19 protein-coding genes are annotated in these 18,339 nt (G+C 38.0%); all 19 read right to left on the bottom strand.

Annotation, left to right across the window (positions count from 1 at the left end; genetic code table 11):
• Positions 1-41: 41 nt before the first annotated feature.
• Positions 42-386 carry a DUF1831 domain-containing protein gene (locus AC6UD4_RS02225; RefSeq protein WP_500693918.1) on the bottom strand — a complete coding sequence of 115 codons (345 nt, stop codon included), beginning with the start codon at positions 384-386 and terminating at the stop codon, positions 42-44.
• Positions 386-1,546 (bottom strand): cysteine desulfurase family protein, encoded by a 1,161-nt coding sequence (locus tag AC6UD4_RS02220; RefSeq protein ID WP_500693919.1) that lies wholly within the window; start codon positions 1,544-1,546, stop codon positions 386-388. The genes AC6UD4_RS02225 and AC6UD4_RS02220 overlap by 1 nt, the downstream gene beginning before the upstream one ends.
• Positions 1,539-2,261 carry a 5'-methylthioadenosine/adenosylhomocysteine nucleosidase gene (locus AC6UD4_RS02215; RefSeq protein ID WP_500693920.1) on the bottom strand — a complete coding sequence of 241 codons (723 nt, stop codon included), beginning with the start codon at positions 2,259-2,261 and terminating at the stop codon, positions 1,539-1,541. The genes AC6UD4_RS02220 and AC6UD4_RS02215 overlap by 8 nt, the downstream gene beginning before the upstream one ends.
• A gap of 19 nt (positions 2,262-2,280) precedes the next feature.
• The gene (locus AC6UD4_RS02210) at positions 2,281-2,649 is read right to left on the bottom strand and encodes a hypothetical protein (RefSeq protein WP_500693921.1); all 369 of its coding nucleotides are present in this window, start codon (positions 2,647-2,649) and stop codon (positions 2,281-2,283) included.
• Positions 2,650-2,660: 11 nt separating this feature from the next.
• Positions 2,661-3,206 (bottom strand): NUDIX hydrolase, encoded by a 546-nt coding sequence (locus AC6UD4_RS02205; protein WP_500693922.1) that lies wholly within the window; start codon positions 3,204-3,206, stop codon positions 2,661-2,663.
• A 54-nt stretch (positions 3,207-3,260) separates the two neighbouring features.
• On the bottom strand, positions 3,261-3,464 hold the full coding sequence (locus tag AC6UD4_RS02200) for a cold-shock protein (protein ID WP_500693923.1): 204 nt from the start codon (positions 3,462-3,464) through the stop codon (positions 3,261-3,263).
• 50 nt (positions 3,465-3,514) lie between these two features.
• Positions 3,515-6,316, bottom strand: a complete 2,802-nt coding sequence (gene ileS / locus AC6UD4_RS02195) for an isoleucine--tRNA ligase (RefSeq protein ID WP_500693924.1) — start codon at positions 6,314-6,316, stop codon at positions 3,515-3,517.
• Between the two features lie 209 nt (positions 6,317-6,525).
• Positions 6,526-7,206 (bottom strand): DivIVA domain-containing protein, encoded by a 681-nt coding sequence (locus AC6UD4_RS02190; protein WP_500693925.1) that lies wholly within the window; start codon positions 7,204-7,206, stop codon positions 6,526-6,528.
• An 11-nt stretch (positions 7,207-7,217) separates the two neighbouring features.
• A complete protein-coding gene (locus tag AC6UD4_RS02185) occupies positions 7,218-8,009 on the bottom strand; it encodes a YlmH family RNA-binding protein (protein WP_500693926.1) in 792 nt (263 codons plus the stop codon).
• 1 nt (position 8,010) lies between these two features.
• On the bottom strand, positions 8,011-8,286 hold the full coding sequence (locus tag AC6UD4_RS02180; RefSeq protein ID WP_500693965.1) for a YggT family protein: 276 nt from the start codon (positions 8,284-8,286) through the stop codon (positions 8,011-8,013).
• Positions 8,287-8,297: 11 nt separating this feature from the next.
• Entirely contained in the window at positions 8,298-8,714 is a 417-nt protein-coding gene (locus AC6UD4_RS02175; protein ID WP_500693927.1) for a cell division protein SepF, read from the bottom strand.
• Positions 8,715-8,734: 20 nt separating this feature from the next.
• Positions 8,735-10,018 (bottom strand): cell division protein FtsZ, encoded by a 1,284-nt coding sequence (ftsZ, locus tag AC6UD4_RS02170; protein WP_500693928.1) that lies wholly within the window; start codon positions 10,016-10,018, stop codon positions 8,735-8,737.
• A 20-nt stretch (positions 10,019-10,038) separates the two neighbouring features.
• The gene (gene ftsA, locus AC6UD4_RS02165; protein WP_500693929.1) at positions 10,039-11,394 is read right to left on the bottom strand and encodes a cell division protein FtsA; all 1,356 of its coding nucleotides are present in this window, start codon (positions 11,392-11,394) and stop codon (positions 10,039-10,041) included.
• 99 nt (positions 11,395-11,493) lie between these two features.
• A complete protein-coding gene (locus AC6UD4_RS02160) occupies positions 11,494-12,309 on the bottom strand; it encodes a cell division protein FtsQ/DivIB (protein WP_500693930.1) in 816 nt (271 codons plus the stop codon).
• A 12-nt stretch (positions 12,310-12,321) separates the two neighbouring features.
• Entirely contained in the window at positions 12,322-13,434 is a 1,113-nt protein-coding gene (gene murG, locus AC6UD4_RS02155; protein ID WP_500693931.1) for an undecaprenyldiphospho-muramoylpentapeptide beta-N-acetylglucosaminyltransferase, read from the bottom strand.
• Entirely contained in the window at positions 13,434-14,810 is a 1,377-nt protein-coding gene (gene murD, locus AC6UD4_RS02150; protein WP_500693932.1) for a UDP-N-acetylmuramoyl-L-alanine--D-glutamate ligase, read from the bottom strand. Before murD ends, murG begins: the two co-directional genes overlap by 1 nt.
• 24 nt (positions 14,811-14,834) lie before the next feature.
• On the bottom strand, positions 14,835-15,791 hold the full coding sequence (gene mraY, locus AC6UD4_RS02145) for a phospho-N-acetylmuramoyl-pentapeptide-transferase (protein ID WP_500699365.1): 957 nt from the start codon (positions 15,789-15,791) through the stop codon (positions 14,835-14,837).
• A 21-nt stretch (positions 15,792-15,812) separates the two neighbouring features.
• A complete protein-coding gene (locus AC6UD4_RS02140; protein ID WP_500693934.1) occupies positions 15,813-17,954 on the bottom strand; it encodes a penicillin-binding transpeptidase domain-containing protein in 2,142 nt (713 codons plus the stop codon).
• A complete protein-coding gene (locus AC6UD4_RS02135) occupies positions 17,951-18,334 on the bottom strand; it encodes a cell division protein FtsL (protein WP_500693935.1) in 384 nt (127 codons plus the stop codon). The genes AC6UD4_RS02140 and AC6UD4_RS02135 overlap by 4 nt, the downstream gene beginning before the upstream one ends.
• Positions 18,335-18,339: the final 5 nt, after the last annotated feature.

Here is an 18,339-nt window from a genome sequence, read left to right as displayed (position 1 = left end):
TCATACTCTACTAACTAACATTCTTGCAACTTTTCACTCTTCTACACTTTTTGAAATACTTTTCTTAAAATCATATTCTGCATAATGAAATTAAACTGATCACGTTCTTCTTGATGATTATCATTAGAAAAGATATCCACATCATTCATTTCATTACCATCAACGACTGCCATCTTAAATTCACTCATATCAGAATTGATTGTAATCTTAAGCTTGATCGCCCTTTTATTGAATGGGGACTCAGGGTCAATGGATTTCTTATAGGAAAAATTGCCACTTTTAGTGGTGTTAAAACCAAGGTCAAGTAAAGTGTATTGTTTGATTTCTGGGTTCAACTCATATTTGTCAGTTCCACCCTTTAACTGGACTACCTTTGAAAATGCCATTACTTCTTGTTTCCCTTCTTCAAGCGATGAACAATCGCCGTAATCTCAGTAACTAATTTTTGAATGTCTTCATCAGTGGTATATGCCCCAAAACTAACTCGAATGGATTCTGAAAGTCTAGGACTATCTTTTCCAAACATTGCAGTTAAGACATGAGAAGGTTCTAAACTACCAGCGGTACATGCTGATCCACCCGACACGGCAATCCCTGCTAAATCTAAATTAGTCTGCATAACATAGGTAGAAATTCCCTTGATCCAAATGTTTAAGACGTGTGGCAGGGTATTATCACTCATCGATCCGTTTACATCAATGTCAATTCCGTTATTAGTTAATCCATCAACCACTTCGCGCTTAAATCGCCTAAAATCTTCTCTTCGTTGCTTTTTCTTTTCACTAGGAAGGTTTCTAACGGCCGTAGCAAATCCTGATATTTGGGGAATATTTTCGGTTCCGGCACGTCGTTTGTCTTCCTGATCGCCACCCATAATATAACTGGTAAAATTAATTCCATTTCGTCGATACAAAAAACCAATCATTTTTGGACCATTTAACTTATGAGCCGATGTAGATAGTAAATCAATATGATCCCTTTTGACATCAATATCAAGTAGACCATAAGCTTGCACAGCATCAGTATGAAACCAAGCCTGATGATCTTTAAGTAGTTCCCCAATTTCATGAATCGGATTCTTACTCCCCACTTCATTATTTCCCATCATGATTGAAACCAAAATCGTGTCATCATCAAGCGCATTCTTCAGATCAGTTAAAGAAATATTACCTTGCTTGTCAACCGGCAAATAAGTAACTCTAAATCCATGATCTTCTAAATATTTCATTGGTTTTAAAATTGCTTCATGTTCAATCGAAGTTGTAATAATGTGATTACCAAGACTCTTTTGAGCCTCAGCGGTTCTAATTACTGCCGTGTTATCACTTTCGGTTCCACCACTTGTAAATACGATTTCGTTATCGTCCGCATTAATACTTTTAGCAATCACATGTCGACTATCTTCCAAAATTTCTTTGGATTGTCTCCCAAGCTGATATAGAGTTGAAGCATTTCCAAAATTGTTTTTAAACTTATCATACATATCATCCAGCACTTCGCTGGAGACTGGTGTGGTTGCGGCGTTATCTAAATAGATCTCACCCAATTAAATCATCCCTCTGAGCTTCTTTAGTATTCTTAAATAAATTTAATAGCATCTGTGCCGAACGTTTTCCCGCGTCAACAACAAACTCGTCAAAACTCTGATTAGCGTTTTCATCACCAACATCTGACATCGCTCTAATAACGACGTACGGAATATTAAACTGGTGGGCAACTTGTCCTACTGCGGCGCCTTCCATCTCAGCCGATAAGGCATCTGGAAAATTTTTCAGAATTTCATCGATCATTTTTTGTCCAGCAATGAATTGATCTCCGGTAACAATCAAACCCTTTTTAGGGTTAATTCCGGTATCTTTTGAAGCATCGGTAATTTTATTAATCCAAGTGTTAGAAGCGTCAAATCGAGCTGGCTGACCGGGTAATTGACCGTATTCATATCCTGCAGCAGTAGCATCAACGTCATGATAAGCAGTTTGAGTAGAGATTACTAAGTCCCCAACGCTCAGTCCTTCCCCAATGCCAGCTGCTGATCCAGAATGAATGATTACATCAACATCAAAATTCTCAAGTAAAAGAGCCGCTGTAATTCCTGCTTCAACTTTGCCAATCCCAGATTTTACTAAGACAACTTTTTGACCATCGATGGTCCCTTCATAAAACTTGATGCCATTAATATCTTTTTCTCTCTCATTTTTTAATGCTGATTTTAAAGATTTAATTTCTTCATCCATTGCACAAATAATTCCAAATGTTTTCATTTTCCCAAATTCTCCTAAATTATCCAACGAATCTCATAATTGCTAGCACGAGCACAATTAATAACAATAATAATAATATAACGACATTCAATCTTCTTCCGAGTCGTTTACGTTTGTACTCAGAAGCATCTTGTCTTTCTCTTTCATATGAGTCCGGTTGATCGGTATAATAATTCCCCGAAGATTCATCGGATTGACCCTTATTAGCACGATGAAACAATCGGTCAAACCAGCTTCGCTTTTTCAAACGAGCATGCCGAGTCTCTTGATTTTCTGATTCATTATCATAACGAGTACGGGGATCTCTTCTCCCGCTATCACCATACATGCGCTGATACTCAGATCTAGTCATTTCAGACCGATCTTTTTCCCTATCATTAACTACCATATATTGACCGCCTATTTCTGCATCAGTTCCCAGTATTGGATTGCCATAATTGTCTTAGCATCAATGATTTTGCCACTTTTCATCATTTGTTTGGCTTCATCTAGCGTATACTCATTAATTTCTAAAAATTCACCAGGATCTCTAGGTAACTTTGTCTTCACTGGGGTTAATCCCTCCACTAAGTACAAATACATATACTCATCAGAAATTCCAACTGATGGATAAAATGAATAAAGCTCTTTAATTTCCTTAGCGTTATATCGAACTTCTTCATTTAATTCCCTTTTAACGGCATGAATCGGTGAATCATTGTCGCGATCATCCAATTTACCTGCAGGGATTTCAATCATCACTTGTTTTGCTGGGGCGCGCCATTGTTTCTCTAAAATCATTTTATTGTCTGAGGTGATTGCAAGCATTGCTACTGATTTACAGTGGTGAATAATCTCTCTAGAGGCTAACTGTCCATTTGGAAGCTTAACTTGCTGTTCTTCTACTTGAGCAATTGGTCCATTATAAACCGGTTTACTACTAATTACTTTTTCTTCAAAATCCATAATAATCACCTTCCAAAAATAGTTTAACCATAATATAACCCCAATGCAATTGCTTTAATCTTGATGTAAAACCACCTTAGCGGCCTGGAAACCGTGTTGTCCCATGGCTTTTACAAAATCAACTTGATCACCGGGCTTAATTTGCTTTGGATTTCCAGAAATAATCCCAGTAATATGCATGAAAATGTCATCAGAATTAGGAACCTCAATGTACCCAAATCCCTTATCCCTTTCGTAACTTTTAATCGTACCTTTCATTTCGTTTTACCCCTTTGTTAATAAAAAATCGGGATCAAATCCCGATTCCATTACTTTTCTTCAAATCCGTCTGTTGCTGTTTCTGGAAACTCTTCTTTAACAATCTTAGCACAACGACCACAGAACTCTGGGTAATCTGGGTCAGAACCAACATCCTGCTTAATGAGACGACAACGAACACAGGTCTCACCTTTGGCATGCTCTACTTTAATTGCTAAATTATCATCAAATCGATCTGCATCTGAGTCAACTTCATCAATTGATTTAACCTCTAATTGAGAAACCATCAAGATTTGAGCAATATCCACACCTAAATCGTTAAACAGCTTCTTAGTTGCATCATCAACATACAAAGTCAATTTAGCTTCAGACGGTTTACCAATTACTTTACCATCTCGAGCCAGTTCCATGGCTTTCAACACGTTCTTTCTCAACTTCATAAATTGATCCCACTGATGACTAATTTCATCTTCATTGTCAAAGTGCTTAACTTCTGGCATTTCAGCCAACTGAACAAATTCTTCTGGTTCATTTAAGAAATTCCAAATTTCCTCGGTCGTGTGGGGGATGATTGGAGTCATTAATTTCGTTAAAGCAACTAGGACCTCGTATAAAACCGTTTGCATTGAACGGCGTCTGTGACCATTCTTGGGATCAATGTACAAAATATCTTTTGCAAAATCCAAGTAGAAAGCCGACAAATCACTAGTAATAAATGACAGTAACTCCTTGTTAATACTCATGAAATCGTACTTGTTGTAGTCATCTTTAACGTTTTTAATTAATTGATTCAAGCGAAGCATCATGTACTGATCAGCATGGTTCATGTCTTCATACTTAACCGAATCTGATTCTGAATCAAAATCACTTGTATTAGCTAACATATACCGAATTGTATTTCTGATCTTTTTATAACTATCAGAAACGACCTTAAAATTACCCATTGATACCCGTACATCAGCTGAAGTATCAACAGTGGTAACCCACAAACGAACAATGTCAGCTCCCATTTGCTTGATAACATCACTTGGGGCGATCGTATTTCCAAGTGATTTACTCATTTTGTGACCTTTTTTATCCAGGGTAAATCCTTGTGATAAAACATGTTTGTAAGGTGCAATGTCGGCATAGGCAACACTTGTAATCAGACTAGAGTTAAACCAACCACGGTATTGATCGGATCCTTCAACAACGAGATCAGATGGATACGTCAATTCAGGGCGTTCAGCCAAAACGCCCTGATGAGAAGTACCAGAATCGAACCAAACATCCATAATGTCATTTTCTTTGGTAAACTTACCATTTGGTGAATGCTCACTAGTAAATCCGTCTGGTAAAAGATCATTGGCTTCCCTTTCAAACCAAATATCGGAGCCATATTTACCAAACAAACTAGCAACGTGTTCAATCGTCTCATCAGTAATGATTGGTTCTCCATCTTCACCATAGAAAATTGGTAGTGGAACTCCCCAAACTCGCTGTCTAGAAATGACCCAGTCACCACGATCACGAATCATGTTATAGAGTCGCTTTTGGCCCCAATCAGGGTTAAATCCAACCGTATCGATGGCATCCAAGATTTCTTTTCTAATCTTATCAACTGAGGCAAACCACTGTGGGGTAGCACGATAAATGACCGGCTTTTTGGTTCGCCAGTCAAAGGGATAACTATGTTTATAAGGCATGTAATGAATTAACTGTCCCTGTTTTTTTAACTTATCCAAAGCAATTTGGTTAGCATCCTCATAAAAGACACCTTCAAAATCAGGACCGGCTTCTTTAGTGAGGTATCCTTTAGCATCTACAGGAGCAAATACATCTAAACCGTATTCCATCCCAATGTTATAGTCGTCCTCACCAAATCCAGGAGCAGTGTGAACTAACCCAGTTCCGGAGTCATTAGTAACAAAATCGCCGTTCATTACAACCAGTTGACGGTCTTTATCAAACGGATGTTGGGCTTTAATGTTGTTTAAATCCTTTCCTTTGACCGTCTTTAAGGTTTTGATGTCTTCCCATCCGAACATTTCTGCGTCTTTATCAAGTAAATCGGTTCCGATAACATATTTTTTCGGGTCATCATCGTGTTGAATAATCGAATAGTTAAAGTCGGGTTCAACGGTAATTCCCTCAGAACCAGGAATCGTCCAGGGCGTCGTAGTCCAAACAACCATATAAGTATCGTCATCTAAAATTCCATTTCCATCAATCACTTTTTCAGCAAAAAATGCCGATGGAGAAGTCACATCATGATACTCAACTTCTGCTTCCGCTAGTGCGGATTCCGATGACCAAGACCAAATTACCGGCTTAAGTCCCTTATAAATCAAGCCCCGATCAGCCATTTTACCAAAAACACGTACTTCAGCCGCTTCATATTCGGGCATTAAAGTAAGGTATGGATTATCCCAGTCCGCTGAAACACCTAAACGTTTGAATTCATCACGCTGTTGGTCAACTTGTTTTAAGGCATAATCGTGACAAAGTTTACGAAAATCATTCGTAGACATCTCTTTGCGATTATAGCCCTTCTTTTTAAGTTGCTGTTCAATTGGTAGTCCATGAGTATCCCATCCCGGAACATAAGGAGCACGGTATCCATTCATGGATTTAAATCGAACAATAATGTCTTTCGTGATTTTATTCATGGCGTGTCCCATATGGATATCACCGTTAGCATACGGAGGTCCATCGTGTAATACAAACGATGGTTTGCCTTCATTCATTTTTTGCCGTTGTTGATAAAGTTGATTATCTTCCCATACTTTTTCTCGTTCAACCTCTTTAACGGGAAGATTTCCTCTCATTTTAAACTTAGTTTTACCCAAGTTTAGTGTATCCTTAATTCTCATAGTATCCTCCTCAAAATAAAAAGACTTCGCCCTAATAGGGACGAAGTCTTCGTGGTACCACCCAAATTCAAAATTAACAACCGTTAATTTTCTCATTGCATCATAGACTATTAACGAAGTGATCTTTTGCTAATAATTACTTTTTTAGGCTCACACCAACCCTAATTCGCTGAAAAGACCATTAGCAACTTTCTATCTTCAATCTATCATTATTTATGTAGCTTATCATTGGGATAAATTTCAACTGTCGGATCCGTGTATGGTCCTGAAACCGACTCCACAACAAATTGATCACCCTTTGAAGAATCATTACTAGATGAGTTTACACTGCCAATAGCCTGCTTGTCAAGATTCTTCACAGCATCTTGAATCTCATCATAATTGCTAAAATTACTTGAATCGAGTAATTTATTCCAATCTTCACTCTGGGCAAAGTCTAACTGACTTTTAAGCATTCCAATCATCTTTTGACGGAAATCCTTCACACTATTTCTAAAATCATCAGTCGCAATCGAAAGACTTTGAGCCTGTTTCGAAGTGTTACCCATGATTTCATTTGATTGGGCAGTAGCTTCAGTTAAAATAGAATCGGCTTGCTCTTGAGCCTTTTGTTTGATTTCATTTGCATCACTTTCTGCATCCTTTTTAACCTTATCAGCTGCTTCTTGGGCAACTAAAATCGATTGGTTCAAAGAATTCTTTAGGTCATCATAGTAAGTGAGGTCTTTTTTGGTTTTCTTTAATGATCTTTTAAGCTCCTCATTCTCATCTTGCAGAATTTGGTAATCTTTAGTGAGTTGATCTAAAAAGTCATTGACTTCATCAATGCTGTATCCTCTCATTTTTAGTGAAAACTTTTTATCATGAATATCTTGAGCCGTTAGCGTCATAATATCCCTCCTCATTTATTTTTTATTACGTTTAACTCAGCTTTTAATTTTCCTTTTTTCGAGTGGCCATTGTATCCCACTACCTTTATTCTACCGTATCCTCTGACAGAAATCATATCAGAAACTTTAATTTCATAATTTGGTTTAGTAAACTCAAACCAATTTAAACGAACCTTTTCGTGTTCAATTAAACCTTTAGCCATACTTCTAGAGATATGAAAACCAATCGAAATAACAACGTCCAAACGAAATGATGGTAAAGTAACAAAATCTACTATCCAGTCATCTTTTTGCTGAACAATTTGACTAAAATTAATTTGGCTTAAATCAACCTTTACTTTACCAATACGATCAACTGATCTTATCAAATACTTAGCCATTTCATTCTCACAAATAAATTGCCAACGTTCTCCGTCGGTCAAAATATCGCCGAGAACCTTACGTTCAATTCCACTTCCCATCAAACTTCCAAGAACTTGATTGTGGTGGATAGACGCAAACTTTTCTGGATATTGAATCTCAATTAGTGATAATTCATAATCATCAAACTTCGGCACAAAATAGTCTGGATAAATCAGACCTCGTTTCATCTCAGCATTTTGATATCCACCAAACGTCGACAGCTTCAAACTAGGATAACGATTTACCAAAGTCTGAAGTAAATAGCACTCCCTTGAGTTGAGAAAACTAGTAAGAACTGGACGATACTCAGAATTCGCACTATCAATCCAATCACTTGCAGTTTGAAGGAACGGTAATTCGGATTTTCTAAAATGTTGTTCAATATTTTTTTCAACACCCATTTTATGCGACCAAACTTATGATAATATTTCCAATGTAGGTTACCCCAAACTGTAAAAGTTGAAGTACAACTAAGGCCAATATTGGCCCAAATCCTAACATCCCAATGTGAGCAAAATTAAAGTAATCTAAAAAGGGATTCACGATCCGACCCAAAAACTGGCCAAATCGAGATTGTGAGGCACCTGGAAACCATGTCAGTAAAGCATCGATTACGATTGCCAACATATAAATCTGAATTGCATAATTAATAATCTGTGCAATCCAAGTAATTACCATTACCAATTAAATCATCCTAACCTACTATTGAACTTTTCGTCCATTGCGCCATCAATATCAAAATTGTTAGGAGCACAGAGAAAAATTTTCTCATCAATTCGTCTTATTTTTCCATCAATAGCGTAAATAGTCCCATTTAAAAAATCAACGATTCTTTTGACGGACTCATTACTAACCCCGTCCATTTTAACAATTACAGCATTCCCACCAATTAATTTACTGGCAATACTTTTTGCGTCAGCATAAATTCGGGGTTCCATAACAGCAATTTTACTATTAGAAATATCACTTTTACTCATTGATACGACCTTACGCGGATTATTTTTTACAGATCGAACGCTATCAACATTATTTTGGTTTGAGTCGTCGTCTTCATAAGTCTCGTTATTATCATCGAGACCAAAAAAACGCTTAAAATTATATGACATTACTAGCTCCTCTCCGAATACTATTGCTTATTATTTCGGTTCCGATATCTGAAGAATGGAGGGACATCATCATTGTCGTTTCCACTATCATTATTATTTGAATCAGAATTATTTCCAGCTTCAAATGGTTCAAAGTCTTGCTTTTCCACGTTCGAAAACTTGTCATTATCTGATGAATCAGCATTTCTAACTTCGTTTTGGTTATCACTAATGTCCCAGTTGTGAAGTGGATCATCATTACTAGAATCAGCTGAATTATCTTTAGTAGCATTATCAGTCTTAGGGCTAGCAAAGGTACTCGAACGATTCTTCCTAGTTAGTGCTGGGCTAGCAGAACGGTCTGGATCTCCAGTCTGAATCCCAGTTGCAACTACCGAAACTTTAACTTCATCACCCATATTTTCATCAATTGAGGTTCCAAAGAAGATATTAACATCATTTGACGTTGCATCAGATACGATATTGGCGGCATCTTGTGCCTCAGCAAGTGATAACTCTGGTCCGGCAGTTACATTCAGCAAGACTTGTTGAGCTCCGTCGATTGAAACTTCCAATAGTGGCGAATTAATGGCTTTCTTAGTTGCTTCTTCAGTTCGGTTTTCGCCGGTTGCTGCACCCACTCCCATAAGAGCGGATCCTTGATTCTGCATTACACTTGTTACATCAGCAAAATCCAAATTAACAACCCCAGGACTAGTAATCAAATCAGTGATTCCCTGAACGCCCTGACGTAAAACGTCATCAGCATCCTTAAAGGCTTCCATCATTGGAGTTTTTTTATCAACCATATCTAACAAGCGGTTATTTGAAACCACCACTAAAGTATCAACGTTTTGCTTAAGGGCTTCAATTCCTTCAGTAGCGTTATGATCACGTTTTGGTCCCTCAAAAACAAAGGGACGAGTCACAACCCCAACTGTCAATGCACCAGCATCTTTAGCGATCTTGGCAACAATCGGAGCTGCCCCAGTTCCAGTTCCACCACCCATTCCTGATGTAACAAACACCATGTCAGCATCGTGTAAGGCATCAGTAATAGCTTCTTCACTTTCTTCAGCTGCTTTTGATCCAACTTCTGGATTTGAACCGGCTCCTAGTCCCTTGGTGAGCTTGGGTCCAAGATTAATCTTAGTTTCTGCTTTAGAACTTCCTAAAGCCTGTAGGTCGGTGTTAGCAGCAATAAATTCGACCCCTTTAACGCCTTCTTCGATCATTCGATTAACGGCATTTCCACCACCGCCACCAACTCCAATAACCTTAATTGTTGCACCATTATTTTTATTTGCATCCATTGAATAGTCCATATTTTATAAATACCCCCGCGTTACTCGAAAAAGTGGTGTACAATGCCACTTAATTTTTCGCCTAAATTCTTATCACTCTTTGGTTTCTTTTCACGTTTCTTTTTTGCCGTTTTATTCTGACGTTTTTGCTTAAAGGGAATGGATCCAGATATGCTTGGTTCAGATCGAGGTTCAATTTCTCTGGCATTTCCGTTGTCATCATAGGCGAACTCACCATGGTCAAATGCTGAACGTACTAAACGTTCAATTTGACTTAAATTACCACCATAATTAACTAATGATAATGCTAACGATAGTGAGGGGTGTCTTAAACCAATTTGATCAGGAATATAAACTCTGACATTAACGCCAAAGGTATTAGCGGCTAATTCAGCAATTCCTGGCATAGAGGATACCCCGCCAGTTAGCACAATCCCACCAGGGAGACTTAATGCATCAATTCCATCAAGATCATCTTTGAGTCTGCCAAAGATTTGATCAATTCGTGCTTCGATAATTTCAGCTAATAATTTTTCACTTACATTAACTGGTTGTCCTTGGCCAACAACTTCGACTGGAAACTCATTATCTTCACTAGCTTGATCAACATCAGCATATCCATATCCACGTTTCAACTTTTCAGCGTTAGCGGCAGAAGTGTTTAATACTGAAGAAATATCTTTAGTTATGTATTGTCCACCCTCAAGATCAACATTGGCGTATTTGAGTTCAAAGTCATGAATAACCGCAACCGTTGATTGTCCTCCACCTAGGTCAATCAATATTGTTCCAAACTCTTGCTCTGATTCACTTAAAATATATTTTCCTTCAGCCTGGGGATCGACAACCAATGCTTCAATATTCAAACCAGCATTAGTAACGGCCTTTTTAATATTATGAATAATAGTCTTAGGCCCACTAATCATTCGACCATTCATTTTCAAACGATTTCCAACCATCCCTCTTGGATCTTGAATACCGTCAAAACCGTCTACCATGAATTCATCTGGAGTTAAATCGATCACTTCACGTTCGGGTGGAAGGTTAGTATCAATAGCAGACTCAGACACATCCACAACATCATCGTTTGTGATTTCCTCAGACTGGTCGGGGAGCTCAATCATCCCAGAACATTTATCAATTTTAATCTGATCAGCCGGGATGCCCACAATTACATTGCTAATTTTGACACTTGCCTTTTCCTCAGCCTGACTAACAGCTCGTTCAATAGCATTTGACGCCTTATCAATATCAACAATAACTCCACGACTAACACCAGTTGATTTTTCATTACCAACTCCGATTACATTCATTTGACCGTTAGCCTTCTCAGCTACAATCACTTTAATCGAAGTAGTTCCAATATCTAAACCAATGTACATATTTGAATCGTTCATTATCTGGAACCTCCATATAGGGTCTATTGAAAAAGATGATCCAATATACCATAATCTCACTTAATTTTAACACACATGATGAACGTTAATAAAGAGCTCTCATTTCCCCAAAGGATAGGAGTATGCCCCCACCTCCATGTTAACCACGCTCTTTTGTTTTAGGTCCTTAGCAATTGCAGGATAGTAAGCCATTTTATTTGCCATGGTACTGATTTTGACGTAAATCTCATTTCCATCTTTCATCAAAATCTGAACTCGCTCCGGATTACTTTTAGTATTAGCATTTTTTAACTCTTTAATCTGATTCCTAATTGATGGACTAATTTTTTTATATTGTCTTAACACATTCCTAATTTCATTGCCCTGTTTAAATCCAGAAACAATGCAGACATCGCTAGGATCATTAATTTTCACTGCTTCATCGGAGATATGACCTGATGGGTAGACGGGATAATACTTTCCGGCTTTAAAAATGTACTCCGGATTCGAATATCCATCTACCTTCACCATTAATTGATTATGCTTTTTAAAAGAAAAATCAACGTGTTTAACCTGCGCATTATGAGCTAACACATACCTTTGGGCTTTAGCTTTGTTTCTCCTTACCATTATCAGCGAATCCCCGACTTGAAATGGAATCTGATCTTTAATGTTTTCGCCCTTGAGTTGATGATTAGTTTGAATGTTAATCGATGAAACCCGACTGTATGGCAGTACCAAATAGAGAGAAATTAACGCTACAACTATAAACAATAATAGGATCGGCAAAAAGCCTCTAATTAATTGCTTGCGCTGTTGCTTTCTAATCCCAGGAATTTTGTGTCCGACTCGATATCGACTATTCTTCCTTTGTTTTCTCTCCTGGTACCTTTCCAACCGACCTGATGAATTGGAATCATTATCGCTAGTTTTCATTAAGATCACCCGTTAAGCTTTTTTATGATGCTTCTCAATTGCCTGATCACAAACGCCTAAAAGTTTATCAGCAGCATCACGAACTCCCATGTCATATGAGTTAGTAGCCATTTGCTTTCTTAATTCGGTGTTATGCATTAAAGAATCGACTTTTGTCACTAAAGATTGCCCATTCAAATCTTTTTCAGTCAAAATCATAGCGGCATTATTTTTTACGAGACTCATTGCGTTCTTAGTTTGATGATCCGCCGTAACATAGGGACTTGGAATTAAAATGGCCGGAATTCCAATGGCAGTTATTTCTGCAATACTAGTGGCACCAGCACGTCCAACAATTAAATCAACTTTAGGCAGAACCGCTGGCATATTTGAAATATAAGGTAAAACGGCAATATTATCGTTAATTTTAACGTTTTTTAAATCATTTTTAACCCCTTGATATCGCTTCTGGCCGGTAACAAAAACAACTTGGTATTTTCGTCGGTCAAATTCAGGGATCGCTTCTACCGCTGATGAATTAATCTTTAGTGCACCCTGACTTCCACCAAATATTAAAACCGTCGGAACATCATCTTTTAAACCAAACTCACTCCACTTAAAGTCGCTTTTCATATTAGCAACCTGCTGTGCCCGTGGATTGCCAGTGAAAACAACTTTATTTTCGGGAAACTGTTTTCGGGCATCGTCAAAAGCAATGGCAATTTCATCTACATAACGACTCAAAAAACGATTAGTGAGACCAACAACACTATTTTGCTCATGAATAACGGTAGGAATTCCTAACTTAGCTGCAGCATATACCACGGCTCCACAAACATACCCGCCGGTTCCGACCACAACATCTGGTTTAAACTTTTTAATGATTTTTTTTGATTCTTGGACACTTTTTAAAAACAACCAGATCGTTTTAAAGTTATACAGACTAAACAACTTCCGTTTGAATCCTTGAATTTTTAAGGCATCAAATTTAATTCCCTTTTCTGGAACAATTTTACCTTCCAATCCGCGATCGGACCCAACGTACAAAACCTCTGAATGAGGCTTTTGAGCTTTTAACGCGTCAATTAGGGCAAGCGCCGGATAGATATGTCCACCAGTTCCTCCCCCAGATACAATCATTCTCATTATTTAGTCTCCTTTTTCCCAGTTAGCTTCTCAACGTCTTTGATGAATTCATCCCCACGATCACGATAAGTGGCAAATTGGTCCCAACTTGCATTAGCCGGTGACAACAATATGATATCTCCTGGTTTACTCATTTTAATCGCTTCCGGTACGGCTTCATCAAGGTCTTTAACTTTTTTAATTTGTGGAACACCAGCTTTTTTGGCAGCATCTTCTAACAAGTCGGCGGTCTCACCAAACAAAACAATTCCAGCTAAATTAGATTTAAAATCAGGAACCAGTTTATCAAAGGTATAGCCACGGTCTAATCCACCTGCTAACAAAACGATCGGTTCATCAAATCCTCTTAAAGCCATTTGGGTGGCCTCAATGTCGGTTGCCTTAGAATCGTTATAAAACTTGCGATCGTCAGCAGTTAAAACATATTGAACACGATGTCTAACTCCACCAAAATTCTTTAATACTGAAACAATCGCTTCAGTAGAGATCTTATACAGTTTAGCTACCGCAATTGCGGCTAAGGCATTTTGAACGTTTTGTTCACCCGGAACCCGAATGTCCTTTTCATGCATGATAAATTCATCTTTAAAGTAAATATCGCCCTCAGAAACGTAGGCTCCATTTTTGTACTTATCAGTGAGTGAAAATGGAACGATTTGAGCTTGACTACGCTTGCTTAATTCTCGCCATTCAGCACTATCAAAATTCATGATAAGAAAATCATCTTTGGTTTGGTTTTTAGTAATCTGCATCTTAGCATTTACATAATTTTCACGTGTTTTGTGGTAATCCAAATGGTTGGAAAAAATATTAGTGATGACAGCAATATGCGGGTGAATTTTTGGAGTCCCCAGTAACATAAAACTCGAAATTTCTAATACTAAGACATCGTTCTTATTAACTTCTTGAGCCACTTTAGTGGCGGGAATTCCAATATTTCCTCCATATAGGGCCGTTCCGTCTTTTTTACCCGCTTGCAACATTTTAGTGATCATAGTGGTAGTAGTAGTTTTCCCATTACTACCTGTGACCCCCACAATTGGAGCATCTGAGATTTCTGCTGCAAGTTCCAATTCCACAATGATCGGAATGTTTTTATCTTGAGCGGCTTTAACCAAATCATTATCGTATGGAATGCCAGGATTCTTGACCATCAGATCAATTCCATCTAATAGGGAAAGAGGTGATTCACCTGCTACTACTCTTACGCCATCCGCTTTTAATTCATCGTATTCTTTAATTTGATCAGCTGGCTTTGCATCGGTTAAAGTGACATTTGCTCCCAACTTAACCAATAGTTTAGCAGCATTGGTTCCACTCATTCCAGCCCCAAAAACTAAAATATTTTTATCTTTATAATTATCCACGTTTTTCATAATTAAAATTAAGCTCCCTAAAAATTAAATCATTGTAATAACGCCAGTGATTGCAGTAAACAAACCTACTAGCCAAAAGACAATATCAATCTTCCATTCACTCCATCCCATCATCTCAAAAGTATGGTGAATGGGGGTCATCTTAAAGATTCTTTTTCCAGTTAGTTTAAATGATGTAACTTGTAAGATGACACTGGCAGTTTCAACAACGAATACCAATCCAACCCATAATAACGAAAGTTCATGATGAAGCAAAATTGAAACGGCAGCTAAAGCGCCACCTAGTGCTAAAGAACCCATGTCACCCATAAAGATTTTAGCAGGCTTGTGATTAAAAAGCAGAAACGCGATAAGCGCACCCGCAACTGCCATGCAAAACATTTCAACTTCAAACTGGTGTTGAAAATGAGCGACAACGGCATACGCTCCAAAGGCTATAATTGATAGTCCACTTACCAATCCATCCAACCCATCCGTGAGGTTAACGGCGTTAGAAAAGCCTGCTAGCCAAAAAATGATAAACAAAACATAGAAATAGCCTAATGGGATCTCGCCGAGGTTAAAAAAGCGAATTGACATTGGAAATCCATCAGCATAGTAAACCCAAGCAAACACCAACGCTCCAATGACTTGAAGCAAGAACTTTTGCCAAGCTTTAAATCCTTCATTTTGACGCTTAAACAGTTTAATTGAGTCATCCCACATCCCAATTAGTCCATAAAACACAAGAACAAAGATTAAAATGAGCAGCGTTGACTTCAATTGGCTAACTACTAATCCATAGATCAAGCACGTAATAACGATTGCAATTATGAAACCTAATCCTCCCATTGTGGGCGTTCCACTCTTACTTTCATGCCAGCTGGGACCTTCCTCCCTGATCATCTGACCTTCATGCTTTGATCTAAAATAACTTATTAATACTGGCGTTAGTCCCAGTGTAATAATAAATCCTCCAATTAGTGGAATTAACCAATCCATCACTTTTCATCCTCTCAAAATTTATTTTAATTTAACTGTCAACGTAGTTTTGGGGGTAATTCTTTGACCTACATTGATACTCTGACTTTCTACTTTTCCTTTACCGCTGGTATTTAATTTAATACCCAATTGATCACTAAGCGTTTGAACGTCTTTTTCGCTCCAACCTTTAAGACTAGGAATCTTTAATACTCCACTAGTGATCAAAATAACGTGATTATCTCCTGAGCCAGCACCGATCGCCGTTGGACTTTGCTTAGTAACCGTGTCACCATCACCAATCACAATTGGCTCCAGATGACTTTTACTAAGTTGCTCTTTAGCCCCATCAGTCTTTTGACTAACGACATCTGGAACTTGCGCATCATCAGCTGTATTTTGGGTTAATGCCCGCTGCATAACTGGATTGAAGATTTGCGCCATCAATTGGGTAGCGGTCTTTCCACCATTTAAAGTGGGTTGTTTCATACTTACGTACATAATGTATCTTGGGTTTGAAGAAGGTACCATTCCAGCAACCGAATACAAGTAACTATCGTCACCATTCTCATAACCGCCAGATCCATTACTTACCTGAGCAGTACCAGTCTTTGCAGCTACTCGATATCCAGGAATCTTGTAATCTTGACCGATCCCATATGGCTTATAAACAACATCTTCCATATGCTTTCGAACAGCTTTAGCAGTTGAGGGTTTAATGGGATGTCCCAACGTTTCTTCCTTATAATTCTTAACCACCTTATTGTGATCATTGGTTATATCATCAACAAACCTTGGCTTGATCATTTTGCCGTTATTAGCAACTGAAGTCATGGCTTGCACCATCTGCAAAGCAGTTACTTGAATACCTTGACCAAAGGCAGTATTAGCCTGTTCAATTGGCAACTTAAATTGCATATTCCCCGAATCATCATCACCAAAAACTGAATTAGTATTCTTCAGAAACTGAAACCGATTAATGTAATCTTTCCAAGTATTTGGCCCCATCTGTTGTTCCAAATGTGCCATGGCAACGTTACTAGACAAGGCAAATCCCTTATTATAAGTGATCATTCCCCATCCTGTTGGTAGCCAATCGGGCACAATCTTACCATCAATATCATATTTACCTGATAGATAACGCTCATTTCCATGGAAATTACCGCTATCAATTGAAGCGGCTAGCGTAAAAATCTTCATGGTTGAACCTGGCTCAAAAGCATCTTGGGTTAATGTATTCCGCCAAATGCCACCTAATCCCTTGCCAGTTGTAGCATTGAAAGTTGGTCGTTGAGCAGCGGCTAAAACTTTCCCAGTCTTAGCATCAATCAGCATGGCATTCATACTCTTTGGATGAACCTGTGATTGGACCTCACTCATCTGGTTTTCAAGCAGAAATTCTAATCGAGAATCAATTGTGGTATGAACACTATTCCCGTTAACCACTGGTCGTTCCTTTTTATTATCATCAGGTACTTCGTAACCATAATTATCATGTCTTACTTCTTCATACCCATTTGTCCCACTCAGAACTTTATTAAATGACTTTTCAAGGCCCATTTGTCCCACTAAGTTTGTCTCCTTAGTCTTGTTATTGGTAACTGGAGAAGCCAACCCAACAATGTGAGATGCAAAGACCCCATTTGGATATAATCGACTCTGTTGTTGAACAAATTTGATGCCGGGCAAATGATGAGAAACAATTTTTTGTTTATCAACTAAAGAAATGTTTTTTCCCGGATTTCCAAATTCAACCTGAAAGGCTTGTTTCTTTGGTTTAAGGGTCTTAAGGGCATCTTTGTAACTAATCGGCAAGTTTTCAGAAAGGACCCTAGCGGTTTTTTCAGGATTAGTTACGTAATCTGGTTTATCATCTTTAGTCTTTTGCGACTTGTTTAAAATAGCATAAATCGAGTAAGTACTGGTATCCTCAGCCAACGCTTGGTTATTGTTATCATAGATGGTTCCACGTTTAGACTTAATCACGTTAGTTTGGGCATACAAACTCTTTGTTTGCTGTGCCAAATTAACGTGATTCGCACTTTTGAAAATTGCTTTTTTAAAAAAAAAGCCGAAAATCAACAGGAAAACTACAATTACTAAAATCCGAAAATACATCCCAAATTTTTTTCGATTAGCAATCGCATTTTTCCGATTTTTTATCTGCTCTTGTTTTTTATTCATTTTGTGACGTTCCTTATTTGATCATTTGAAAGTTTTAATCCCGATCCTTTAGCAACCTTATCTAAACGTGAACTACTTTGAAGTTCATCAATCTGTTGCTTAAGTCCGGTATTGGTATTATGTATTCTTGTTGATCGACTCTCAGTATCTTGCAACGTTTGCTCGGCACCTGAAAGTGAAATTCTTGTCCAAACCAATGCGACCGACATTAAGAATATCATCGCACATCCAACTACTAAAATTGTAATTTCCAGCTTAGGACTGAACTTATGTTCTCTTTGGGGAGTAGTAACTCGCTTTGAATTGATCTGATTTCTTCGATATGTTTCATACGCGTTTCCATTTGAATATTCTTTTTTTGCTAGACCATTTTGTGCCAAAGTTC

It is taken from the genome of Fructilactobacillus sp. X3R5C2 (genome assembly GCF_059901175.1).
This window is presented reverse-complemented; position numbering and strand designations above follow the sequence as displayed.